Origin of the sequence: Pseudomonas sp. G11-1 (genome assembly GCF_024031555.1) — a bacterium.
In the GTDB taxonomy this organism is placed as follows: domain Bacteria; phylum Pseudomonadota; class Gammaproteobacteria; order Pseudomonadales; family Pseudomonadaceae; genus Halopseudomonas; species Halopseudomonas bauzanensis.
Genome location: NZ_QEYQ01000002.1, coordinates 887,573 through 912,764 on the forward strand (window position 1 = coordinate 887,573; position 25,192 = coordinate 912,764).

General features: G+C 60.2%; 21 protein-coding genes. 5 read left to right on the top strand and 16 right to left on the bottom strand.

Translation table 11 applies throughout. The features are described from left to right. Window positions 1–3: 3 nt before the first annotated feature. Together tsf and rpsB are read right to left on the bottom strand one after the other, a co-directional pair. Complete coding sequence (gene tsf, locus DHB74_RS10140) at window positions 4–873, bottom strand: translation elongation factor Ts (RefSeq protein ID WP_036990882.1); 870 nt, start codon at window positions 871–873, stop codon at window positions 4–6. Window positions 874–1,019: 146 nt separating this feature from the next. Beyond that, window positions 1,020–1,760, bottom strand: coding sequence for a 30S ribosomal protein S2 (gene rpsB, locus DHB74_RS10145; protein WP_036990884.1), 741 nt, complete (start codon window positions 1,758–1,760; stop codon window positions 1,020–1,022). 288 nt (window positions 1,761–2,048) lie between these two features. Between rpsB and map the strand changes: the two genes are divergently transcribed. From map to dapD, 5 genes are read left to right on the top strand one after another with little or no spacing between them, the layout of a single operon-like run. Continuing rightward, the gene (map, locus tag DHB74_RS10150) at window positions 2,049–2,837 is read left to right on the top strand and encodes a type I methionyl aminopeptidase (RefSeq protein ID WP_074780869.1); all 789 of its coding nucleotides are present in this window, start codon (window positions 2,049–2,051) and stop codon (window positions 2,835–2,837) included. Between the two features lie 25 nt (window positions 2,838–2,862). Beyond that, complete coding sequence (locus tag DHB74_RS10155) at window positions 2,863–5,562, top strand: [protein-PII] uridylyltransferase (RefSeq protein WP_280165292.1); 2,700 nt, start codon at window positions 2,863–2,865, stop codon at window positions 5,560–5,562. Between the two features lie 13 nt (window positions 5,563–5,575). Then, complete coding sequence (dapC, locus tag DHB74_RS10160) at window positions 5,576–6,772, top strand: succinyldiaminopimelate transaminase (RefSeq protein WP_499161364.1); 1,197 nt, start codon at window positions 5,576–5,578, stop codon at window positions 6,770–6,772. Window positions 6,773–6,774: 2 nt separating this feature from the next. Beyond that, window positions 6,775–7,116 (top strand): ArsC family reductase, encoded by a 342-nt coding sequence (locus DHB74_RS10165; RefSeq protein ID WP_036990889.1) that lies wholly within the window; start codon window positions 6,775–6,777, stop codon window positions 7,114–7,116. 23 nt (window positions 7,117–7,139) lie between these two features. Further along, the gene (gene dapD, locus DHB74_RS10170) at window positions 7,140–8,177 is read left to right on the top strand and encodes a 2,3,4,5-tetrahydropyridine-2,6-dicarboxylate N-succinyltransferase (protein WP_499161393.1); all 1,038 of its coding nucleotides are present in this window, start codon (window positions 7,140–7,142) and stop codon (window positions 8,175–8,177) included. Between the two features lie 52 nt (window positions 8,178–8,229). Here dapD and DHB74_RS10175 read toward each other — a convergent pair whose 3' ends face one another. The 14 genes from DHB74_RS10175 to tssI form a co-directional block, all read right to left on the bottom strand. Continuing rightward, entirely contained in the window at window positions 8,230–9,477 is a 1,248-nt protein-coding gene (locus tag DHB74_RS10175) for a molybdopterin molybdotransferase MoeA (protein WP_499161365.1), read from the bottom strand. Next, window positions 9,477–10,406 (bottom strand): bifunctional molybdenum cofactor biosynthesis protein MoaC/MoaB, encoded by a 930-nt coding sequence (gene moaCB, locus DHB74_RS10180; RefSeq protein WP_036990894.1) that lies wholly within the window; start codon window positions 10,404–10,406, stop codon window positions 9,477–9,479. The genes DHB74_RS10175 and moaCB overlap by 1 nt, the downstream gene beginning before the upstream one ends. After that, window positions 10,403–10,858 (bottom strand): molybdenum cofactor biosynthesis protein MoaE, encoded by a 456-nt coding sequence (locus tag DHB74_RS10185; protein ID WP_499161366.1) that lies wholly within the window; start codon window positions 10,856–10,858, stop codon window positions 10,403–10,405. Before DHB74_RS10185 ends, moaCB begins: the two co-directional genes overlap by 4 nt. A 2-nt stretch (window positions 10,859–10,860) precedes the next feature. Further along, complete coding sequence (locus DHB74_RS10190; RefSeq protein ID WP_499161367.1) at window positions 10,861–11,112, bottom strand: MoaD/ThiS family protein; 252 nt, start codon at window positions 11,110–11,112, stop codon at window positions 10,861–10,863. Then, window positions 11,112–12,101: a GTP 3',8-cyclase MoaA gene (moaA, locus tag DHB74_RS10195; RefSeq protein WP_074780892.1), complete on the bottom strand. Its 990-nt coding sequence runs from the start codon at window positions 12,099–12,101 to the stop codon at window positions 11,112–11,114. The genes DHB74_RS10190 and moaA overlap by 1 nt, the downstream gene beginning before the upstream one ends. 2 nt (window positions 12,102–12,103) lie before the next feature. Further along, window positions 12,104–12,694, bottom strand: a complete 591-nt coding sequence (mobA, locus tag DHB74_RS10200) for a molybdenum cofactor guanylyltransferase MobA (protein WP_499161368.1) — start codon at window positions 12,692–12,694, stop codon at window positions 12,104–12,106. Beyond that, window positions 12,691–15,387 carry a nitrate reductase gene (locus DHB74_RS10205; RefSeq protein WP_499161369.1) on the bottom strand — a complete coding sequence of 899 codons (2,697 nt, stop codon included), beginning with the start codon at window positions 15,385–15,387 and terminating at the stop codon, window positions 12,691–12,693. Before DHB74_RS10205 ends, mobA begins: the two co-directional genes overlap by 4 nt. After that, window positions 15,384–16,847: a nitrite reductase large subunit NirB gene (gene nirB / locus DHB74_RS10210; protein WP_499161370.1), complete on the bottom strand. Its 1,464-nt coding sequence runs from the start codon at window positions 16,845–16,847 to the stop codon at window positions 15,384–15,386. The genes DHB74_RS10205 and nirB overlap by 4 nt, the downstream gene beginning before the upstream one ends. An 11-nt stretch (window positions 16,848–16,858) precedes the next feature. Beyond that, window positions 16,859–18,214: an MFS transporter gene (locus DHB74_RS10215; protein ID WP_499161371.1), complete on the bottom strand. Its 1,356-nt coding sequence runs from the start codon at window positions 18,212–18,214 to the stop codon at window positions 16,859–16,861. Window positions 18,215–18,574: 360 nt separating this feature from the next. Further along, entirely contained in the window at window positions 18,575–18,796 is a 222-nt protein-coding gene (locus DHB74_RS10220) for a hypothetical protein (protein ID WP_499161372.1), read from the bottom strand. Between the two features lie 32 nt (window positions 18,797–18,828). Then, window positions 18,829–19,599: a hypothetical protein gene (locus DHB74_RS10225; protein WP_499161373.1), complete on the bottom strand. Its 771-nt coding sequence runs from the start codon at window positions 19,597–19,599 to the stop codon at window positions 18,829–18,831. Beyond that, a complete protein-coding gene (locus DHB74_RS10230; protein ID WP_499161374.1) occupies window positions 19,599–23,006 on the bottom strand; it encodes a T6SS effector BTH_I2691 family protein in 3,408 nt (1,135 codons plus the stop codon). Before DHB74_RS10230 ends, DHB74_RS10225 begins: the two co-directional genes overlap by 1 nt. Beyond that, a complete protein-coding gene (locus tag DHB74_RS10235; protein ID WP_074780916.1) occupies window positions 23,003–23,857 on the bottom strand; it encodes a DUF4123 domain-containing protein in 855 nt (284 codons plus the stop codon). Before DHB74_RS10235 ends, DHB74_RS10230 begins: the two co-directional genes overlap by 4 nt. Beyond that, the coding region (gene tssI / locus DHB74_RS10240) for a type VI secretion system tip protein TssI/VgrG (RefSeq protein ID WP_499161375.1) at window positions 23,854–25,192 on the bottom strand (1,339 nt) is incomplete at its 5' end. The genes tssI and DHB74_RS10235, both read right to left, overlap by 4 nt.

Sequence of the window (25,192 nt, forward strand, 5' to 3'; positions counted from 1 at the left end):
CAATTACTGCTTGGAGGCAGCAATCTGGGCAGCTACTTCGGCAGCGAAGTCAACCTCGGCACGCTCGATGCCCTCGCCCACTTCAAAGCGGGTGAAGGAAACGATTTCAGCACCGGCTTTCTTGGCCAGCTCGCCGACCTTGATTTCCGGATCCTTGACGAAGGCCTGCTCGACCAGACTGGCTTCGGCGAGGAACTTGTTGATCCGGCCTTTGACCATATTCTCAACAATGTTCTCCGGCTTGCCGGCGATCTTGTCAGCATTCAGGCTCAGGAAGATTTCCTTTTCCTTCTCGATCACTTCAGGAGATACCTGGGAAGGATCAAGCAGCTGCGGGTTGCTGGCAGCCACGTGCATGGCGATGTCACGGGCCAGCTCGGCGTCGCCGCCTTTCAGGACAACCAGCACACCGATACGATGACCGTGCAGGTAGGCACCCACCACGTCGCCTTCAACACGGGTCAGACGACGGATGTTGACGTTCTCACCACACTTGGCAACCAGCGCCTCACGGGCGGTTTCCTGATCGGCGATCAGCGGAGCAGCGTCGGTGTAACCGGCAGCGAAACCCTTCTCCAGGCTATCGTTGACGAAGCCCTTGAAGTCGTCTTGCAGCGCCAGGAAGTCGGTCTGGGAGTTGACTTCGATGATAATGGCTGACTTGTTGTCGTCCGCCACCTTGACAGCAATGGAGCCTTCAGCGGCAATGTTGCCAGCTTTCTTGGCGGCCTTGATCGCACCGGCAGCACGCATGTCGTCGATGGCTTTCTCGATGTCGCCATCCGCTGCGGCAAGCGCCTTTTTGCAATCCATCATGCCCTGGCCGGTACGCTCACGCAGTTCCTTGACCATGGCTGCAGTAATCTGTGACATGAATTATTCCTCTGGCTTGCTTGATTGGGAGCCACCCGGACCACAGGGTAGCCTCATCATGTTGCTTTCAAGATATTTCAACATAGTGCAAAAAGGGGGCAAGGCCCCCTTCTTGGTTACGGCATTGAGACCACGCCGGTTCCTGCTCAGCCTTCGGAGGCCTCGGGAGCCGCAGCAGCTTCTTCGACGAACTCGTCGACACCGCCGCTGTTTTTGCCGCGCAGTACAGCATCAGCCATGGCGCCGGCGTACAGCTTGATGGCGCGGATGGCGTCATCGTTACCGGGGATCACGTAGTCGATGCCTTCGGGGCTGCTGTTGGTATCGACGATGCCGATGACCGGGATGCCCAGCTTGTTGGCTTCGGTGATAGCAATGCGCTCGTGCTCGACGTCGATGACGAAGATGGCGTCAGGCAGGCCGCCCATGTCCTTGATACCACCCAGGCCGCGATCCAGCTTTTCCAGGTCGCGGGTGCGCATCAGGGCTTCTTTCTTGGTCAGCTTGGTGAAAGTCCCGTCCTGGGACTGAACTTCCAGGTCACGCAGACGCTTGATGGACTGACGGATGGTCTTGTAGTTGGTCAGCATGCCGCCGAGCCAGCGATGATCAACGTAGGGCATGCCAGCGCGGGTGGCTTCTTCAGCAATGATCTTGCTGGCAGCGCGCTTGGTACCGACGAACAGCAGCTTGTTCTTGCCACTGGCCAGTTTCTCCACGAAGCTCAGGGCTTCATGGAACATCGGCATGGTCTTTTCCAGGTTGATGATGTGAATCTTGTTGCGAGCGCCGAAAATGAACTTGCCCATTTTCGGGTTCCAGTAACGGGTCTGGTGGCCAAAGTGCGCACCGGCCTTCAGCATGTCACGCATGGAAACTTGGGTCATGATAACTCCATATATAGATCGGGTTGGGCCTCCACGCATCCCGCTATCCAACCCCGAAGGGCACCCAGGACAACGTGTCGATACGTGTGCGGTTTCAGTAAATACCTGAGGTAAAAATCTGCGGTTCTCTCAGGCGCGGCGCTTTATACCATAGAGTGGGGGGCCGAATAAAGGCTGGCGTGCCGAACGGCGCCTGCCCCGGGCAGCCTTTCTATCTGATAAACTCACGCCCAATCAATCCATTCCGCACGCCAGTCGGCGTGGCAAGACGAGAGAATTCCCCCAATCATGAGCGTATCCATCAAGACCCCCGAAGACATCGCCGGCATGCGCGTCGCCGGCCGACTGGCCGCCGAAGTGCTGGAAATGATCGGGGAATACGTCAAGCCGGGCGTGACCACCGATGAGCTGAACCAGCGTTGTCACGACTTCATCATCAATGAACAGAAAGCCATTCCCGCGCCGCTGAACTACGGCGGCGGGCACGGTCGCATCCCCTTCCCCAAGTCCATCTGCACCTCGCTCAATCACGTGGTCTGCCATGGTATTCCCAACGACAAGCCGCTGAAGAATGGCGACGCGATGAATATCGATATCACTGTAATCAAGGATGGCTACCACGGTGACACCAGCAAGATGTTCCATGTTGGCGAGGTGCCCGACTGGGTCACCCGACTGTCCCGCGTTACCCAGGAGTGCCTGTACAAGGGTATCTCCGTGGTTCGCCCCGGCGCCCACCTCGGTGATATCGGCCAGATCATCCAGGACCATGCCCACGCCAACCGTTACAGCGTGGTGCGCGACTATTGCGGCCACGGCATCGGCAAGGTCTTCCATGAAGAGCCCCAGGTGCTGCACTACGGCAAGGCCGGCACCGGACTGGAGCTGAAGGAAGGCATGATCTTCACCATCGAGCCCATGCTCAATCAGGGGCGTGCCGAAACTCGGCTGCTGGGCGATGGCTGGACCGCCATCACCAAGGATCGCAAACTCTCTGCCCAGTGGGAGCACACTATCCTGGTCACTGCCGATGGCTATGAGGTGCTGACTCTGCGCAAGGAAGAAGACTTCCGCTAAAGGCCAACTCTGCCGAGGAATCATTGTGGATCACGAACTGTTTGACCCTGGCCAATTCCAGGCGGACCTGGCCCTCAAGCGCAGCCCGATTCCGGCTTTCAAGAAAGCCCTGCGCCATGCCCGCGAGGTATTGCAGGCACGTTTTGAGGGCGGCCGGGACATTCACAAGCTGATTCACGATCGGGCCTGGCTGGTCGATCAGATCCTGCGCCAGGCGTGGACTACCCTCGGCTGCCCCGACGAAGCCGATATCGCCTTGCTGGCTGGCGGCGGCTACGGGCGCGGGGAATTACACCCCCATTCGGACATCGACCTACTGATCCTGCTACGCGATGGCACCGGCGATCGCTACAACGAGGCTATCAGCCACTTTCTCACGCTACTCTGGGACATCGGCCTGGAAGTTGGCCAGAGCGTGCGGACCATCAGCGAATGCCAAGACGAGGCGCGCGCCGATGTCACCGTGATCACCAATCTGATGGAATCACGGACACTGGTTGGTGACGAAGCCTTGCGCCAGGCCATGCTCGACGCTGTCGGGCCGCAGCACATGTGGACCAGCGCCGAATTCTTCCGTGCCAAGCGCGCCGAGCAACATGCCCGTCACGCCAAGTTCAATGACACCGAGTACAACCTCGAACCCAACGTCAAGAGTTCACCCGGCGGGCTGCGTGATATCCAGACCATCGGCTGGGTCGCCCTGCGCCACTTCGGCACCAGCGACCTGCGCGAACTGGTCGAACAGGGCTTCCTGAACGAGCCGGAGTACAACATCCTCGCCGGCGGTCGCACCTTTCTCTGGCAGGTACGCTTTGCTCTGCATGCCCTGGCCGGGCGCGCCGAGGACCGGTTGCTGTTTGATCACCAGCGCGCCATCGCCCGTCTGTTCGGCTTTGAAGACAACGACGCCAAGCTTGCGGTCGAGCGCTTCATGCAGAAGTACTACCGCATCGTCATGTCGCTGTCGGAACTTAACGACCTGCTGATGCAGCATTTCGAGGAGATCCTGCTGCGCGATGCCGAGTCGGCAGAGATCCAGCCGCTCAACTCCCGCTTCCAGGTGCGCAATCACTACATCGAAGTGACGCACCCGCAGGTATTCAAGCGCACGCCCTTCGCGCTGCTGGAAATCTTCGTGCTGATGGCCCAACATCCGGAGATCCGTGGCGTGCGCGCCGACAGCATCCGCCTGCTGCGTGACCATCGCCATCTGATCGATGACAACTTTCGCAGCGACATCCGCAACACCAGCCTGTTCGTCGAACTGCTGCGCTGCCGCGAAGGCGTGCACCGCAACCTGCGTCGCATGAATCGCTACGGCATTCTCGGGCGTTATCTGCCGGAATTCGGCCGTATCGTCGGGCAGATGCAGCACGACCTGTTCCACATCTATACCGTGGACGCCCACACGCTCAACCTGATCAAGCACCTGCGCAAGCTGGGCCGCCCCGATTATCAGGAAAAGTATCCGCTGGCCTGGAAGATCTTCTGCCGCCTGCCCAAGCCGGACCTGCTGTACATGGCCGGACTGTACCACGACATCGCCAAGGGCCGTGGCGGCGATCATTCCGAGCTGGGTGCGATCGACGCTACGCTGTTCTGCCAGCGTCATCAATTGCCCGCCTGGGATACCCACCTGGTCAGTTGGCTGGTGGAGCATCATCTGCTGATGTCCACTACCGCCCAGCGCAAGGATATCTCCGACCCCCAGGTGATCCACGACTTCGCCGTCCAGCTGGGCAACCAGGTGCGCCTGGACTACCTGTATGTGCTGACCATCGCCGATATCAACGCCACCAACCCCAATATGTGGAACTCCTGGCGGGCCTCGCTGCTGCGCCAGTTGTATACCGAGACCAAGCGCGCCCTGCGCCGCGGGCTGGACAATCCGCCCAATCGCGCGCAATTGATCGCCGACACTCAACATGCCGCCATGGATATCCTGGTACGCACGGGCATCGACGAGGAGGACGCCGAAGCGCTCTGGGCACAACTGGGTGACGATTACTTCCTGCGCCACACCGCCAGCGATATCGCCTGGCATACCGAAGCCATCGTGCAACATCCCGAGCACCGCGGCCCGCTGGTGCTGATCAAGGAAACAGCCCAGCGTGAATTCGAGGGCGCCACCCAGATATTCCTCTACACGCCCGAGCAGCACGATCTATTCGCCGTGACTGCCGCAGCCATGGATCAGCTCAACCTGAGCATTCAGGACGCCCGGGTGATCACCACCACCAACCGCTTCAGCCTGGATACCTATATTGTGCTGGACGCCGATGGCGGCCCGATCGGCGATCATCCCGAACGCATCCGCGAGATCAAGGCCGGGCTGCTTGAGGCACTTTCCGACCCCGACGCCTACCCCGCCATCATCCAGCGCCGGGTGCCGCGACAGCTCAAGCACTTCGCCTTCGAGCCCGAGGTCACCATCTTCACTGACCATAGTGGACAGCACACCACGCTGGAATTGAGCGCGCCCGATAGGCCAGGCCTATTGGCCAGAATGGGAAAAATATTTCTCGATTTCGACATCAGCGTGCAAAATGCGCGCATCGTCACGCTGGGTGAGCGTGTGGACGACGTATTCGTGATCACCGATGCGGACAATCAACCACTGTCCGATCCGCAATTGTGCGAGCGATTGCAGAGCACCATCATCCGTACACTCGGCCCCCACACCCAGCAGTCGGATAACGGCATACCCCATTCAATCGTGTTTTGAGGATCGACCCCGGATGAACCAGGACCTGCAGCAACTGCAACCCTACCCCTTTGAAAAGTTGCGGGCACTGGTCGCCGATATCACCCCCAACCCGGCGCTGTCACCGATATCCCTGTCGATCGGCGAACCCAAGCATGCTTCGCCGGCCTTCGTGCTGGACGCCATGGCGGCACACCTGGACAAGGCGGCCATCTACCCCTCGACCGCAGGCCTGCCGGCGCTACGCCAGGGTATCGCTGACTGGCTGAGCCAGCGTTTCCAGCTGCCCACCGGCATGCTCGACGCCGACCGGAACGTATTGCCGGTCACCGGTACCCGCGAGGCGCTGTTCTCCTTTACCCAGGCCGTGGTGCAGCGGGACCCGCAAGGTCTGGTGGTCAGCCCCAACCCCTTCTATCAGATCTACGAGGGCGCAGCGCTGCTGGCCGGCGTACAGCCACATTATCTGGCTTGCGATGCCAGCAATGGGTTCATCCCCGATTTCGACAAGGTGCCGGCAGATATCTGGCGGCGCTGCCAGTTGCTGTTCATCTGCTCCCCCGGCAACCCCACTGGCGCAGTCACCTCACTGCACACCCTGCAGAAACTCATCGCGCTGGCGGACGAGTACGACTTCGTCATCGCCTCGGATGAGTGCTACAGCGAAATCTACTCACCGGCCCAACCGGCTCCGGTCGGTCTGCTGCAGGCCTGTGCCAGTCTGGGACGCACGGACTTTTCCCGCTGCGTGGTGTTTCACAGTCTGTCCAAGCGCTCCAACCTGCCCGGTCTGCGCTCCGGCTTCATTGCCGGCGACGCCCGTCTGCTCGAACCCTATCTGACCTATCGCACGTATCACGGCTGCGCCATGCCGGTCCAGACTCAATTGGCCAGTCTCGCCGCCTGGCAAGACGAAGCGCATGTACAGACCAACCGCAGCCTGTACCAGGCCAAGTTCGATGCCGTACTGGACATCCTCGGTGATGTCATGGACGTCCAGCGCCCCGATGCCGGCTTCTATCTGTGGCCCGTCACGCCCATCGATGACGAAACCTTCACCCGTCGCCTGCTGGCCGAGCAGAACGTGGCCGTGGTACCGGGACGCTACCTGTCACGCGATGTCGAGGGCCATAACCCTGGCGCCGGTCGTGTGCGCCTGGCGCTGGTTGCACCGCTCGGCGACTGCATCGAAGCAGCGCAACGCATTCGTACCTTTATCAGGAGCCTCTGACCATGATCACCCTCTACGGCATCAAGGCCTGCGACACCATGAAAAAAGCCCGCACCTGGCTGGACGAACATGGCGTCGAATACCAGTTTCACGACTACAAGAAGGAAGGCATTGATGCTAACCGGCTGCACGCCTGGTGCACCGAACATGGCTGGGAGAAAATTCTCAACCGCCAGGGCACGACCTTCCGCAAGCTCGATGACGCAGACAAGCAGGACATCGACCAGAACAAGGCCGTCGCTCTCATGCAGGCCAACCCCTCAATGATAAAAAGACCGGTACTGGATACCGGCTCACAGCGTCTGGTCGGCTTCAAGCCCGATCTCTACGCCGCTGCCTTCTGACTACATGCACAAAGGAACCACCCCTGATGAGTGACCATTTCAGCCTGGCCCTGGGTATCGGCACCCAGAACAATGCCGGTGACTGGTTGGAAGTGTACTATCCCCAACCACTCCTGAAACCCGATCGCCGTATCGTTGCCGTTTTCGCCGAGCAGCTCGGCTACGACGGTGGCAACCAGGCCATCAACTTTAACGCCAGTCAGTGCGCCGCACTGGGCAAAGCCCTTATCGATGCAGGCTTTGCCGAGCTCGGCGCATTGGCCAACCAGTTGGAGCACAGCACCCGCCCGCTGGTCGCCACCATTCTGGAAACCGATGACGCGCCCATCACCACCCCCGGTGCCTATCTCAAGCTGCACCTGCTGTCGCATCGTCTGGTCAAGCCCCATGAAGTGGTGCTGGCTGGCCTGTTCCCGCTGCTGCCCAATGTTGCCTGGACCAACGAAGGCGCCATCGACCTGAGCGAGCTGCCCCAGCGCCAGCTGGCAGCCCGCCTTGAGGGCCGCGATCTGCAGGTGCACAGCGTCGACAAATTCCCGCTGATGACCAACTATGTCGTGCCCAGCGGTGTACGCATCGCCGACACCGCCCGAGTCCGCCTGGGCGCCTACATCGGCGAAGGCACCACCGTCATGCATGAAGGCTTCATCAACTTCAATGCGGGTACCGCCGGTACCAGCATGGTGGAGGGCCGCATCTCCGCTGGCGTATTCGTCGGCAAGGGCTCGGATCTGGGTGGCGGCAGCTCGACCATGGGTACACTCTCCGGCGGCGGCAATATCGTCATCTCGGTGGGTGAAGGCTGTCTGATCGGCGCCAACGCCGGTATCGGCATCCCGCTGGGTGATCGCTGCACCGTCGAAGCCGGCCTGTACATCACCGCGGGCCTCAAGGTCGCGCTGCTGGACGACGCCGACAACCTGGTGGAAATCATCAAGGCCCGCGACCTGGCCAACCAGCCCGACCTGCTGTTCCGCCGCAACTCACAGACCGGCTCGATCGAGTGCAAGACCAACAAGAGCGCTATTCAGTTGAATAGCATCTTGCATGCGCACAATTGAGTGATTGAGTGAAGGAAAAGCCCGGCTCGCCGGGCTTTTCTTTATGCCCGGTTTATCGCAACGCCAACCAGCGCACCACCGAACCAGCACGCCAGGCCTCTTCACTGGCCGGCACCCAGGCCAGCACATCCGCAGCCATCATGTTCGACAGCATATGCGACGCCTGGCGCGGTAACGGTGCGAGGGTTGCAGTGCCACTGAGTGGATCTGTCCTTAACTGCATGCGTAGCCACTGATCACGCTGGTCGGCCGGCATGGCATCCTCCTGTAAGGCGGCATAGCCCCACTCCGGCTCAGCGTCCTCACCTTCCAGGGCGCGAATCACCGCTGCCACATGCACAACCAGCCCCACGAGTACCGCTGCCGGATTGCCCGGCAAGCCAATCAGTGGAATGCTACGCCCGGCTTGAGTACGGGTGCCGAACCACAGCGGCTTGCCGGGCTTTTGCGCCAATTTCCAGAAATGCCGTGTCAGCCCAAGACGCTCTGCTGCGTCCGGCACGTGGTCCCGGTCGCCGACCGACACACCACCGGTGGTGATGACCGCATCCGACTCCTCCAGCGCCTGTGCCAGCGCCTCGCACACATTATCGAAACGATCCGCCACCACACAGCAGCGCACCAGGGGCTGGCCACGCTGCGCCAGCCAGCCGCGTACCAGCGGCCCGTTGGCATCAAAGATTTGCCCAGGTGCCAGCAGCTCTCCCACCGGTTTCACTTCATCACCGGTCACCAATACCGTTATCCGCGCCCGGGGATGCACTTTGACCCGCGATACACCGGCCATGGCAAGCGCCGCCAGGCGGCCCGCATCCAACCGCAGGCCAGGGTCAGCCAGGACAGCCCCCCGTCGTAATTCCTCACCACGCAGACGCAGATCGGTCGCTGGCGCCAGTGCACGCTCGACCCTGACCACACCACCCTCACCCACCACCCATTCCTGGCGCACTATGGTATCGGCCCCCGCCGGCACCGGTGCTCCGGTCAGAATGCGCATGGCGCAGCCCAGTGCCACTGCCCGGGCCGTGCTCTGGCCGGCGGGAATCTCCCCGCTCAGCGTCAACCTTACCGGCCGCTGCGGCGAGGCACGTTGCAGGTCCTCACTGCGCACGGCATACCCATCGACTGCACTTTGATCGAACAACGGCAGATCCACTGCCGCCCGCACCGTTTCCGCCAGCACCTGCCCCAGTGCCGCTTCGATGGGCAGCTCCTGCGCCGACAGCGGCGCCAGCACCCGTCGGTAAGTCGCCAGAGCGTCCGCCACGGACAGCAAGCCCTGCGTTGTTCCGCATGCCATCAGTTGTAACCACCCGGATGCGGCTGGCCGGCCCGACATACCTCCAGCAGGTGCACCAGACCAGGCAACAGCGCCGCCAGCGTTTCTTCAGCCCCGCGACGGCTACCGGGGAAGGTGATCAGCAGGGTATCGCCGGCCAGGCCGGCCACGCCCCGCGACATCATCGCGTAGGGCGTTCGGCGCTGACCGAAGTCCCGGGCCGCTTCCATCATCCCCGGCAGCTCGGTGGTCAATAGCGGCTGTACGGTCTCCACGGTGCAATCCCTCGGCCCGACACCCGTGCCGCCTACGGTAATCACCAGCGCTATACCCTGCGCCAATTGAGTCTGCACTGCGTCGCGCAGCTGCGTGGGTTCATCGGGCAACACCTGGTAATGCACCGGCTCAAAGCCGGCCGCGGACAAGCCGACCTGCACCGAACGCCCGGCGGTGTCCGGCTTCCGGCCAGCCGCCACGCTGTCCGACAGCACGATCACCGCTGCGCTCAGGGGTGCCCGCAGATATCGGCGAAACTGCGATTTGCCCCCGGTTTTCTCCAACAGCCGACCATCGGTGATCTCCAGGCGATCCGGGCTGGTATGCGGCTTGAGCATGTCATACAGGGTCAGCGCCGCCACCTGCGCTGCGGTCAGCGCTTCCATCTCGACGCCGGTGGGGCCGATGGTCTGCACCTCGGCGAAGATGGTCACCTGTTCTTCGCCCAGTTCGAAGATCACCTCAGCCCGGTGGATCGGCAGGGAATGGCACATCGGCAGCAGTTCGTCGGTGCGCTTGGCGGCCAGTATTCCGGCAATGCGGGCAGCCTGCAGCGCATCGCCCTTGTCTGTGTCGCCGCGCCGCAGTCGCTCGATACAGTCCTGCGGCGCCCGCAGCCGGCATTGGGCCCGGGCGCTGCGGAACGAGTCTGGCTTGTTGCTGACATCTTTCAAGGGCGATCTCCATCACAGGTGTCGCGGGCGTCGGGGCGAATGCAGCAGCCCTGCACATAAGCGCTGCTGCCATCGGTGTAATGCTCTTCCTTCCAGATCGGTGCCTGGTGTTTCACTTCATCGACCACATGACGGCAAGCCTCGAAAGCTTCCGCACGATGGCCCGACCGGACCACGCAGGCGATCGCCACATCACCGATGCGCAGCGAGCCAAGCCGATGCACCACCCGGCAATAGCTTAGGCCGAAACGGCGGCAGGCATCGTTTTCAATATCGGCGATGCGCTTTGTCGCCAGCGGCGCATAGGCGGTATAGCTCAGGCTTTCCACTGACATGCCCTGATGATGGTTGCGTACGGTACCGACAAACAGCGCCAGCCCTCCGCACTCCGGATAGCGATCCAGCGCCAGCAAGGCCTGAATATCGATAGGTTCATGGGTCAGGTGCAGCATGCTCAGCCTCCGGCCACGGGTGGCAGCAGAGCCAGTTGGCCACTCGCCGGCACCGGGTCGGAGCGCAGTAGCACCTCGCTGCCACAGACCACCGCACACTGGTCCAGCCGTGGCTGCAAAGCTGGCCAGTGATCCGCCAGCAGCACCAAAGCATCGGCCACCGTCGCTGGCGGCGGGGACGCATTGAGCGTGAGCCGCTCATTGCCTGCCAACAACGGAATCAGCTCACCATAAAATTCAAAAGACAGGTTCATCAGCCCCCCATTCCATGCATGGTTATCAATCGTGCCACCGGGCCGGGCGTCGCCGCATAGCCAGCGTCCTTGTGCCAGACCCGTTGCGTAATGCGCTGGCGCAGCGCGCGGTCATCCTCGCCGCTGCGTAGCGGCGTCAGCAGGTCGTGCCCCTGGCGAGAAAACAGGCAGGTGTACAGATGGCCGTTGGCGGTCAGTCGGAGTCGATCGCAGGAGGCGCAGAACGGACGCGTCACGGTCGAGATCACGCCTACCGTGTAATCACCATCGAGCCGATATTGGGTAGCTGGGTTCGAGCTGCGCGGCAGCGCCTGCACATGATGGAGCTGCTCAAGGACGCCAAGGATCTGTGCTTCGGACACCACCTGGCCTGCCTGCCAGCGCCCCGGCTCATCCAGCGGCATGTACTCGATAAACCGCAGCGGCAGCTGCCGTGATCGCGCCCACGCCACCAGTGGCAGGATCTGATCGTGGTTGTAGTCCTGTATCAGTACCGCGTTCAGCTTGACCGCAATGCCACGGTCGCGGGCCCGCTCGATGCCCGCCAGCACCGGCGCCAGCGGGCTACGGGTGAGCGCCTGAAAGCGCACCTCATCCACCGCATCCAGACTGATGTTCAGATCATCCAGGCCAGCCTCGATCAGATCGTCGAGCAGCATAGGCAAACGGGTGCCATTGGTGGTCATCGACAGTCGCTTCAAGCCGCGTTCGCGCAGGCGCGACAATGCCGCCACGCAGGCCACCACGTCCTTGCGCAACAGGGGTTCACCGCCGGTCAGGCGAATCTCCTCGATACCGGCATCGACAAACAGGGTCGCCAGCCGTACCAGCTCCTGCCGGTCCATCAGCTCGCGGCCGGGCAGCCATTGCGGGTGCTCCGGCATGCAGTACCGGCAGCGGAAATTGCAGCGGTCGGTGAGAGATAAACGCAGCTTGCGTTTGGAGCGCCCGAAACGATCCTGCAGCAGCGGGCTGGTGGCCATGTCCATGGTCAGCTTCCTCGACTCAAACGGGCGCAGGCGTGGGCCATGTCTGCGGGGATATTCACACTCCATAGCGGCTCCGGCTGCACGTCGGAGAAGTCCACCGGCTGAGCGCCGATACTGGCCAACCAACGGCGCGGCGCACGCTCGCCGTTGTCCAGGGCGGCGGCGAGATCCGCTTCCAGGCTGCGATGCAACAGGCAGCACAGGTAATGTCCCTGCCCACCTGACGCGGCATATACCGCCCTCAACTCATGACCGGCGCGGGTGGTTAAGCGAGACAGCAGATCATCGGGCAATATCACCGCGTCGCAGGGAATGATATGTACCCATGGTGTGGTGGCCGTACGCAGCGCAGCCAGAACACCCGCCAGCGGGCCGCGAAAGTCCGGCCAGGGGTCATTCACCACCGGGACGCCCAGAGCGCGGTAGGCGCATAGATTGCGGTTGGCGATGATGAGCCTGGGTATTCCCTCGGGCAGGGTTTGCAGTATCCGCTCGACCAGGCTGCTGCCGAGAATCGGTATCAACCCCTTGTCCAGGCCGTGAAGCCGCCGCCCCTGCCCGCCGGCGAGAATCGCTACCGTCACGCCCTTCACGCGTTTTCCGCCAATCGCGCATTCGCGATCAGCGCGCGAATTTCAGGCTGGCAGGATCCACAATTGGTGCCCGCTCTCACACAACGCCCGACCTCTTCCACTGAGGTCAGGCCGTTATCGCGAATAGCGTCGAGAATGGTATTGCGGCCTACCGAGAAGCATGAGCATACCGTCGCACCGGCATCGTCCGCCGGGTCCACGGAGCGGCCCAGCTTGAGCCCGACCACATCCGCCTCGGACAACGCCTGCTTCTCGAACAGGCGCCCCAACCAGCTGCGTGAAGGCAAGTCGGCGCGGGGTGACAGATAAACGCAGGCCAGCAAACGATCAGCATCGAGCGCCGCGGCGCAGTAGTCCTGGGTGCCATCCTGGTGAACATCCAGCCAGATCGAGGGCTGCCCGACGCCCAACAGCGCTCGGCTCCACTGTTGCGGGTCCTCGATCAGACCCCGTCCGGCCAATTCATAACGGAGAAAGCCATCGCCCTGAATCCGTACCCAGTAAGCCGGCGCATCTGCCTTCGTGAATTGCAGGGGCGAACGGCTGAAGACCACCGCATGCCAATCCACCGGGAAAGGCGACACCAACGCCGGCGTGTGCTTGAACTCCGGCTCACCGGACAGCGGATCGACCACCGGATTGACCAGCGCACCCACGCGCGCATCCGACGCATTAAGGTCATTCCAGTGGATGGGCACGAACAGCGTGCGGCGAGGTTGATCGGCAGTGCAGCGCAACCGCGCAACCATCGCGCCCCAGCGACTGGCCACGCGCACCAGAGTACCGTCCTGCACCCCGCAGAGCATGGCTTCATAAGGGTGCATTTCCACGAAGGGCTCCGGCAAATGATTGGCCAGACGCGATGCTCTACCGGTCCGAGTCATGGTGTGCCATTGATCACGGATACGACCGGTGTTAAGTACCAGCGGAAATTCGTCATCCGGCGCGTTGGCCGGGGCGCGGGGTGGAGTCGGCACCAGCCGGGCCCGGGCATCCGCATGAAAGAACCGTCGATCATGGAACAACCGCGGGGTGCTGTCCCCTCTTCGCAAGACTGGCCATTGGCATGGGCGCAGGCGGTCGTAAGCGTCGGTATCGAGACCCGCCAGACCACCAATATGAAAAGCCCGTTGTACACCGTGCTGATCGTTGCGCCAGGCGGACAGGCGTGCGTGCTCATCGAATATCTGGTGTGGGCCTTGGTAGTCGAATCCCTCGAACCCGAGTCGGCGAGCCACTTCACATACCGCCCACCAGTCGGGCTTTGCCGCTCCCGGCGGCGGCAGAAAGGTCTTTTGCCGGGACAGGCAGCGTTCCGAATTGGTTACCGTACCGTCTTTTTCGCCCCAACCCAGCGCCGGTAACACCACCTGCGCTGCAGCGGCGGTATCGGTATCTGCGAACAGATCGGAGACCACCAGCAGTTCGCAGCGGTCCAGCGCTTCCCGTACCCGATCAGCATCCGGCAGACTGACCACCGGATTGGTAGCCATCACCCATAACGCCTTGATGCGGCCATCATGCACCGCCTCGAATAGGTCCACCGCTTTCAACCCCGGCTCGTGGGCAATGACCGGGCTCTGCCAGAAATCCTGCACCAGTTGCCGATGCCGCGCATCGTTCAGTTCCAGGTGGGCGGCCAGAGTATTGGCCAGGCCGCCGACCTCCCGTCCGCCCATGGCGTTAGGCTGACCGGTGATGGAGAACGGTCCCATGCCGGGCTCGCCAAGTCGCCCGGTGAGCAAGTGGCAATTGATGATGCTATTGACCTTGTCGGTGCCACTGGAGGACTGGTTCACACCCTGGGAAAACACCGTTACCACTTTCCGGGTATTGGCGAACATCGCGTAGAACGTCTGCAGCATCGCCACGGGGACGCCGCAGGCCTTGGCCACTACTTCCAAGCGGCCGGCGCTGGCGCGGGCAGCAACCAAAGCTTCGGCGGCACCGCCGGTGTGATTGGCGACAAACTCGGTGTCCACTACGCCGTGCTCTTCCAGATAGGTAAGCAAGCCGTTGAACAGCCACACATCCGAGCCCGCCTTCACCGACAGATGCAGATCCGCCTGCTCGCAGGTGGCGGTCCGGCGCGGATCGACCACCACGATACGTTTCTCCGGGCGCTCGCGCCGGCTTTGCATCATTCGCTGATAGACGATGGGATGGCACCAGGCGGTATTGGAGCCCACCAGCACTACCAGATCCGCCTCCTCCAGATCCCGATAATTACCACCCACCAGATCCTCGCCGAAGGCTCTTTTATGGCCGGCGACGGCAGAGGACATGCACAAGCGGGAATTGGTATCGATGTTGGCGGTACCCAGCCACCCTTTCACCAGCTTGTTGACCACGTAATAGTCTTCGGTCAGCAACTGGCCGGAAACATAGAAGGCCACCGCCTCCGGGCCGTGCTGGTCGATGATACGCCGCATGCCGGTGGCCACCCGATCCAACGCCTGGTCCCAGGAGGCGGCCTGCGTCCGCCCCTCGCCATCACGCAGCAACGGTTGCAGGCAGCGCCCTTCCAGTCCCAGGGTATCTGCCAGCGCGGAACCTTTGACGCAGAGACGACCGTAGTTGGCGGGATGCTCCGGATCGCCCTGGATGTGCAACCGGTTCGGCTCGCCTGCTTTACCCACCGTGGCGATCACCCCACAACCCACGCCGCAATAGGGACAGGTAGTACAGGTCATGCGTCCATCTCCGCCAGCGCACCGGCCAGAGTCTCGGACGCCTCCAGCAGCGTCCGCACCAGCGGTTCGCAACTGCCACAGCCAGTAGCAGCGCCGGTACAGGTCTTGATGGCGGCCAGGTCGCAGCACCCGTCGGCGAGGGCCTGACATAGCGCCCCTTTGCTCACGTTCTGGCACTGGCAGAGGATGGCGCTATCCGGCAACTGCGTGACGTCGAGATTCAGGGGCGCGCCCAGGGCAGGCAGGATCAGCTGTTCCGGCGTCTCAGGCAGCGGCATGGCATTGAGCATCAGTTGCAACAACGTATTGTATTCCCGGGCCTCCCCTACCAGCACACCGCCCAGTAGCTGGCGCCCGTCCTCGCTTACCACCAGTTTCTTGTAAATCTGCTTGCGCTCATCCTCATAGCGGTAGCAACAGGCACCCGGCGTGCTGGCATGGGCATCACCGAAGGAGGCGACATCCACGCCCATCAGTTTCAGCTTGGTGGACATATCAGCGCCGGTGAACTGCCGCGTCGGCGTGCCATCGCGCGCGTGTCGCAGATGATCAACCGCCACGCGCGCCATCTCGTAACCCGGCGCCACCAGGCCATAAATGCGTCCCCCCCAGAGCGCGCATTCACCAATGGCATACACAGCGGGATCGGAAGTACGACAATGGTCATCGATAACGATGCCGCCCCGCTCGCCTACTGCCAGACCCGCGTCGCGGGCCAGACTGTCCTGGGGACGAATACCCGCGGAGAACACCACCAGATCCGCTTCCAGATGTTGACCGTCGGCAAAGTTGAGCCGATGACGGTAGAACTCACCGTCGACGATTTCCGTGGTGCTCATGCCGGTATGCACCGACACGCCAAGCTGCTCGATCTTGCGTCGCAACAACCTGCCGCCGCCGTCATCCACCTGCACGGCCATCAAGCGCGGCGCAAATTCGAGCACATGGGTCTGCAAGCCGATGTCGTGTAGCGACTTGGCCGCTTCCAGACCGAGCAGGCCACCGCCGATCACCACGCCCACTTCAGCATCGCGACCGGCGGCCATGATTGCCTGCAAATCCTCGATGGTGCGGTAAGTCAAGCAGCCGGGGCGTTCCCGTCCCGGTAGCGGCGGTACAAAGGGATAGGAGCCGGTGGCGAGCACCAGCTTGTCGTACCCGAGCGTCGCGCCCTTGCTGGTCAGGACCGTCTTGCTGTTCAGGTCGATGTGCTCGGCACCTTCTCCCACACGCAGCTCGATACCATGGCAATCAAAGAAGCCCGCTGGCACCAGACACAGATCCTCGCTGCTGCGCCCGGTGAAAAACGCCGATAGATGTACGCGATCGTAGGCCGGGCGGGGTTCTGCACATAGCACCGTCACCTGATAGTGTTGGTGCAACCCGCCGGCCACCAGGTGTTCGAGGTATTTCTGGCCGACCATGCCATTGCCAACCACCACCAGCCGTTGCTGCTTCATCACTGTCTCCCTCAGGCCTGATACTCAGCGCTGTTGTCCGCCGCCAAGGCAGATCGTTGCGCCAGGGCATCCTGAAGCAATGCCTCTTCTTGTACTTTATGAGCTGCGGAAAAGCGCACGGCGATGGCGCACAAGGCACTGATCAATACCACAGAGCCAAGAATGAACAGGGTTTGCTGCACTTCTCCGACCCACAGCAGCAGAAAGCCGGCCGCGACCGCACCCACATTGCCTCCAGCACCGACAATACCGGCCACACCGCCGAGTGCTTCGCGATCAATGAACGGCACCAGTGCATAGGTGGCGCCGCAAGCCATATGGGTGAACAGTCCGAAAGCGAGCATCGACAGCACCGCCAGATGGAAGCTGTCCATCACCGAGAACACCAGCAATCCAAGCCCCTCACCCACCATCAGCACAAACAGCACCTTGGTGCGCGCATCCAGACCGCCACGGCGCGCCACCTGGTCGGAAACCCAGCCACCGAGCGCACGGGCAAACAGCGCCAGCAGGCCGAAGCTGCCAGCCACCAGCCCAGCGGTCTTCAGTGACATATCGAAGTTGTCGAGAAAATAGATGGCCACCACGTTATGCATGAATATTTCCACACCAAAACAGGCGCCATAGGTGATGAATAACAGCCACACGCGGTAGTTGCCGGCAGCCAACTTGAAGCTCTTCCAGCCGCCTTTCTTATCCATGCCGGGTAATTCCCCGGCGGCATGCAACTCGCTGAAGTTGCCCGCCATGCAGTCCTGGGTGTAACGCCAATAAAGAAACGCCATCACCAGCATCAACACACCGGGTACCAGCAAGGCCACGCGCCAGCCCAGCGCCTCTCCGGCGCCGAGCATGATTACCGCACCCAATACCAGGGGCATGATCGCCTGGGCGGCGCCGCCGCCGGCATTCCCCCAACCTGCCGCCGTTGCATTGGCCGTACCCACCACATTGGCTGCATACATCACCGACGTGTGGTATTGGGTGATCACGAAGCTGGCGCCCACGGCACCGATCAACAGGCGGAAGAACAGAAAGCTCTCGTAACTCTGCGCTGAGGCTACGCCGAACACCGGAATGGCACCCAGCAACAGCAGACCGGTGTAGGTTTTTCGCGGGCCGAACCGATCACAAAGCGGGCCGATGATCAGACGAACCAGAATGGTAATCGCCACCGCAGCAATATTGATGTTGGCAATCTGCTTGGTGGTCAGATCAAACTCGCCCCGGATCACCGGCATCAGCGGGGCACAGGCGAACCACGCGAAAAAACAGACGAAGAAGGCCATCCAGGTCAGGTGGAACACCCGGGTCTGAATCAGGCTCAGATCAAGAAGTTGCAGGCGGGTTGCTTTATCAGTGTGCACAGATTGCGCTCCTTATCAGGACACACTGGGAACAGCAATTGCCATGCCATGGCTGTAAATGACGCGCAGTAACGGACCGCAAGCCAGCCGCGCTGACTGCTTATCCGAACCATTAATGTTTTATAGAACAGAAGATTAGGGGAGTTTTACCAGGCACCCCTGATTGCCGAGACCCGCCTGGTATCTTGTCCTGGATGTGCTGCTTACCGCCGCCTTCGCCGCCCACTTGGGGTGCAGCTCTTGCTTCGGTGTATGGATCAGGTGCAGATGATGGTGCTGATGCTCAAGTCAGTATCGTCAATGGGTTTAGTTCACGGGCCAGTTATTTCGCCGGTCTGGAATGAGGCCGCAAAGCGGCTGTCACTTCAGCTGCTTTTTTGAAAACTCGTTCTTGGGCAAGCCCGACTTCGCGCGCGGATAAAAAATCAGGCCAACCCATATCAGAGTGCCCCAATGACAAGCCCCCAACCGCAAGGAGAGTTGTATCACCCGAAACGCAACCCAATGGTCGAACGCCACCGGATGCACCATAGCCAGCATCAGCATGCCCACCCCGGTCACCCACTTCAACTGCCGCGACAACCACTCGGGAACTCCTTCCGCTTGAACCCCTTTTAGCCTGAAAAGGGGTATTTATAACTTCCTTCCACCACGGGTGCGCCGTCGGCCACCTTATCCTTGATTAAGGAAAGAACAGCTTGCTCTTGATCCTTACGGAAATAAATGGGATACAGGTGTAGATGGTGCTCTTTATTTGTAAGGTCAACCTCTGCTGGGTCAATTACCTTGTTTTCCCAATCAACACTAAATGCAATCAACCCTTTTCGTTCATCCAATAGAGCCTTGCGAATCTCTGACCAGATGACCTCATCACGACGAAATCGTTTGTAGATTGCCTTGTAGTTTGAGTCACCACCCACGGATGCCAGAAGAATGCCCACCAACGCCGGGCCTGCCAGTGCGGCAATGGATAGCGCGGGATTGCTGATCAGAGCCATCAGGATGATGCCGACGATGATAAAGGGGAATACCTTAAGGAAGGTAAACACCAAATCGGGGATATCCTGCCACTGGCAAATCTCCAAGCGCTTTTCGGTGGCGCGATAGACGAAGACGGTTTTTTCCATACCATTCTTATAAGTAAGAAAAATGATTATTGTTATTGAAAAAAGAAATCCGCTGGCCATCAAACCGTCGCCTTTAGTGTAAAACACAAGAGAGGCTATCATCATCGGAACAACAATCACTCCAGCCAAGCAAATCCAGATCAGAATATTTCGATCAATAGCTTTTACAGTCCAAGTCAAGACCTGCGGCTCAGCAGCATACTGCCACTCTATCTGATCAGATAAATCCAGTGTTTTTATCCACCCGGTACGTCGCATCAAATAACTCCCAAAGAAACGGCATTACGTGAGCCAACAGGAATACTATCAATTACTAACAACTTAACATCCTCATCAGGCTCGGCTAACTGCCCTCTTATGTAGGGATTCTCGTGTAGGCCACCTGTTTTCACACCATGGAGATCGATACTGAAGCGGTAGCCGAGATTATCCGGGCGATTCATGATTGCTGAAGGATAGTGGATCTCGAGCTCGAGTCGATCCATTCCTCTGCTATGAGGCAGGTGGACAAGCCAGACCCGCCAATCTACTGCCATGTATTGAGCTGGCGGCTGGTGTCTATATTGACGGACATCCAGGGCATCCCATTGCCCAATTTCCTCCAGAGCAACCCAGTTTCCATCAGCAAAGTAGTTGGCATACATATTTTTTCGGAATTCGGTCTGCCTAGCCTTACTGAACCAGCTCCCTTCTGTCACCATAATCGGATAGATACGGATATCTTGCCCTGCCACATCAGGCGGCAACATCAGCTTAAGCCAGACACCGTTGCGGTTAGGATTATCATGGTCACTTAATTTCCATTTCAGTGTTTGCGTCAAAACGGTTGGGCGCATCAGTAATTCATGCAAGGCTCTCAGCTCATCCTTGTTGCCCTCTTCCGTATCTGACCAGTAGTTTGCGGCTGATTTACTCCAGCTACTACGGTGCAGCCATAACCTGAACCCTTCCATTTTCAGGCTCTCTACAATCAAGGTGGTGATCAAATACGCGACACCTATTACTGCATATGCGATCACCGTCCAAGGAGCAAATGCTGCCCCCACGGAAAACACACCTGCCATTGCCCCTAATGAACTGGTCGCTTGAAAGGAGGCTACTCCAAACATTCCAATTACCGTAAAGAGCTTTGCCGTCTGAGCCACTTGTTCACTGCTAGATTTGGCGTTACTGATGTCCTCTCGGATCTGGACAAACTCGGCTCCCGACGCGATTACCGCCAACCCCGACATGGCGAAGGCTCGCTTGGCAAAGGTCTTGAACAGGGCCTTATGCTGTCCGTGATCCGGATGCCAGTATTTGGCTGCGGCATCTACAAGACGCACCTGAACAGCCTTACCTTTAACGGTTGCCTCACCAGTAAGACCAGCCATCCTCGCCCAAACCGGCATTATCGCCAGCGCAGTCAAACCACTGAGCATGGTGGCGGCGGCTGTGCTGACTGATAGCTGGTCCTTGGTAGTCCACTCGCCGCTGGCTCCGGCGTCGGCCATGGCGGTGTGGAAGTTCCAGAAGTTCAGCACCGTGACCAACCCTGCCAGCCCCTTGTTGATATTGTTCCGGACCCAGTCGTTGGCTCGTTTGATATAGCTTCCATAATCCTTGGCTTTGGCTTCCAGCTGTTGGGCCAGCTCAGCTCGACCGAGGGTTTCGATGGTGAAAGCCCGCTGCTGAATGACTGTCTGCTGTCGTTGCACGCTTATCTCGCCACGCGCAAGAATTTTGGCGGGCATTTCCAGCATCAGGTTATCCAGTTGTTGTTTGAGCTGTCTCACATCCCGGGTGGCAGCTTGACGATCATGGCGTGCTCCGGTGCGCGCTACGTGGCTCTGGGCATTGAGTTTACGGGTGACCATGACGACCTGTCGCGTCCAGCGTGCGTGTTTCTGTCGGTACTCTGGGTCGAGGATGAGATAGGGTCTGATTTCATCGACTGTGCTTTGCACTGCCACGCTGATGGTCAGATAGGCAACGGGTTTCCATTGCGGGCCAAGCCGGCTGCTGACGGCGGGCAGCAGTTTGTACTCGAAGGCTTCCCAGAGGTCTTCGAAATGTTGGCTGGCGACCTTCAATAGTGTGTCATAGGCGCGTTGGGCCGGTTGGCTCATACGCTGAAACAGGGCGCTGTTGCGGATGGTTTCGTTGCTGAGTACGTCGGTGATTTCCTGTGAGCGCTTCGCAACTGAACCGGCTACCGCCAGGTTGATACCTTCCTGCTCGGTAAACTCCTGTGCCAATCGGTCAATATTCGACGCCAGCTCCTTGTCGAAGTTGTAATGTGCCAAGCCCATCAGGGTGTTTGGTTCGGCGTAGTCCTTGATAACCCAGTCACGACCGGCTTCATGTTGAGTGAGTAGACCCAGCCAGGCATCCGCGTGTTCTATCAGGCTCAGGCATTGACTCTCCTCGGTCTGATCATGAAATACACAGAGGGGGTCTGTCCCCAAACGCTTCAGCCAGACGATCAGGTCTTCAAGACAGATATTCAGTGAGGCCTGATGGCCGTCGAGCTCTACACGCTTTTCCAGTACATATTGCTGAGCTTCGCCAAAGCGCACCTGCCCGCGCAGGGAGTCTCTGGCTCGCCACTGGGCCAACAGCATATCCACGCGATCGACGATGTCTCCGCCATATTCGGCGTTCAGCAAATCCCGCTCTTTGATGGCCTGCTGGAGCCCGACGGTTCCTCCATTGGCGGCATCGAACTGCTGCATGACCCTCGCATCCAGATAACGCTGGGCTTTCCGTTTGAAGGTGTGAAAGGCTTGGTCATCCACATTGAGTGTGGTTTCCAGATCAGAGAAGTCCGCTCCCGCCAGCATTTCCACATACTGAGCCACTGTCAGCCGGTGCATATGCTGTTCTTCAAACTGGGCCAGGGCCAACGCTGGGCCAGCCGCTTGCATGCTCAGGTCTTCAAGTATGCCCAGCGGGTCATCCAGTGCAATGAACAGGGCTGAGTCCTGATCCGGCACGCAGGCCAACACCCGGTCACTACCCAGAGCCGGTTTGCAGGCCTGCTCCGCATCCTGGGCCTGGGTGGCCACCAAGGTGCTGTCGAAACGCAAATCCGCCTTCGCCGTGCCGGGGTCAATATCAGCGACATGCTCTGCTATTTCAGTCAGTGCAGCACAGTGGGGTGCCTGCATGGTGTGGGCATATCCGGCCAGATCGAGGGGGCGCATCCAGCGCGCTTGCTCTGCTGGGTCAGCCATACGTTCGTGAGTGTACTCACTCCACTTCACACTGGAGTAAGCCAGTAGCAACTGGTGCCCTCGTGGATATAACAGGTGGCCCAGCGCGGGCTCCGCGCTACCCCCAACTGCTGCAGCCTGCTTGCTGAAGGTCGCGCCTTGCACACGGTATTCATCCAGCGTGTTGGCTGTCTGGTCGATGACGTACAGCCACCCATCACGCAACTGACGCTGGGTATAGGTCCGCGTGTGCAGAACAGGCAAGGAGTCTGCGCCTTGCCAAGTAGCGGGTATCGGATGCGGGCCCGGTTCACCGCTGGTTTGCGCGGCTTCATCGAGTGCATAGCGCACCGGGAAGATAGCTATTTCCACCTGCTGCAAAGGGCACTGCCCGATACTGGTCATGGGCTTGTCAGCAAACGTGGCGAAAAGGTTGTCTCTGATCTCGCTGGGCGTGCGCATGCTGGTCATGTCGGTAGTCCTTCTGGCTCAGCCATAGTCCGGTAATACTGTTGGAGGCGTTGGTCGGGGGTGAATGCGGCAGTTTGATGATGGCTTAGCCAATGCTGGTAGCACCCATCAGTGACGGTGGCGAAGTCATCGCCATGGGTCAGGCTCAATGCGCACCAGATAACCTGGCTGCGTTCACTGGCCAGCCCCCAAGCCTCAGCGGTGAGTAGCCGGTTATCCAGCCAGCTATCCAGAGCGCTTGGTGTCAGACGCTGTAATGCAACGGGGTGATTGGCTTGCAGACATGCATAGAGGCGGGATTTCAATTGCCAACGATAAGCCTGATCCAGCCCTTGTTGTTGTGCCTCGCCAAATGGATTGCATGGCGATGCACTGGCTCCGGGGTCCGGGCCGTCAAATACCTGCCAACCTGCGTCGGCTGGCTGCCAGGTTACCTGCGGTTGCACGATATGCCATTGGCTGATTGGGCCAAGCACGTGTAATGCGGTGTCACTACCGAAACTGTTCAGCCAGAACCAGGCAACCAGTGGATCGGCATAGCGCAGCAGGTAGGCGTTACCCTGGGTATCGGCCACCTCATTGAACTGACGTAGATGGTCGGCTATCTGTGTCATGGGTGCAGGGCTGGTCAATATAGCCGCAGCCGCGTGCCATTCCGGCTCATCATCGACCTCCTGCCATAGTGTTGAGTCCTGATGCAGGCCGAGCAGGATGGGCCCCAGGTCAGCCAGATCCTGCCAAGGCGTGCCGGCGTAGAGCGGTTCTATTTGCAGTTCTTCATCACGCCGGTATAGGCGCTCCAGCGCTTGCTCATAACGCACACCATCCAGTAACAGATACCGTGTGCTCACGCGTCGCCCCCATTATTTGGGGTACAGATAGCGCACAACGGGGGCGCCAACGACTGTGCCTGCCGCTGCGCTGGTACCAATAGATTGCCGGAGAAAGCGTCAGGTGCTGCTGCGGTCTCCCCGGGCAGCGCCGGCGCCGCCCCACTCCCCTTACCCGCACTCCCACCCGAGTTCATCCGCACCTGCGGTCCGACCATCGATATCCCACTGGGGTCGATCTTGACGAAGCTGCCGCCGGCCTTGAAGGTGATCTCGCTGCCGGACTCGAGGACGACTTTCATGCCGCTGGACAGGTGGATTTCCTGACCGGCTTCGATGAACTGGCCAGTGCCGAGTTTGATGTGCTGGTTGTTGGCGACGGTCAGGTGGTCGTCGGCCTTGATCTCGGTTTTGCGATCGGCATGGGTGGTGTGGTGCTCCTCGGCCAGCAGCTCGGTGTAGCTGTTAGCTTCGACGCGGTCGTGGCGTTCGTTGCCGACGCGGATGTGCTGATCGTGCTGGATATTCTGGTCCCAGTCGCGCTGGGCGTGGATGAAGATCTGTTCTTCACCAGCCTTGTCTTCAATACGCAGTTCGTTGAAGCCGTCGCCACCGGGGCTGCTGAGGGTTTTGAAGGCGCTGCGGGTCTTGTGCTCCGGCAGGCTGTACGGGACCTGGTGGGTCTTGTGGTACAGGCAACCGGTGATCAGCGGTTGATCGGGGTCACCTTCGAGGAAGGTGACCAGCACTTCCATGCCTATCCTTGGGATGGCGATGCCGCCGTAGCGGTCGCCGGCCCAGTTGCTGGCGACGCGGAGCCAGCAACTGGTTTTGTCGTTGGCCTGGCCTTGACGGTCCCAGTGGAACTGGACTTTGACGCGGCCGTGTTCGTCGCAGTGGATCTCTTCGGTTTCGGGGCCGGTGACGACGGCGGTTTGGGTACCCTTGATGGGTTGTTTGGGGTGGTTGTTCTGCGGGCGGTGGATGACGTCCCAGGGGGTGGCAGTGAAGGTGTTGCGATAGCCTTGGGTGAAGTCATCCCCGGGGTTGGTGCTGGTCACCGATTCTTCCAACACTTGGGGCTGTTTGCCTTCGTGGGTTACCGATGTCAGCAGCCAGAGATCATTCCATTCCTGGCGAGGGTGCTCGGTCAGGGCCAGAAAGTGGCCGCTGATCAGGATTGGCTGGTCGCTGTCGCCTTGCGCCACACGGTAGTCGCTGCGGTGGGTTTCTAGGGTTCTGGTGGCCAGGTGTTGGCCGCGGGTGCGGTCTTGGAAACGGCCGGGGTAATCGTAGTCTTCCAGAGTGGGCAGGGCTTCGCTTTGCGCTTTGCTTTCCATCAGCAGGCGCGGCTTT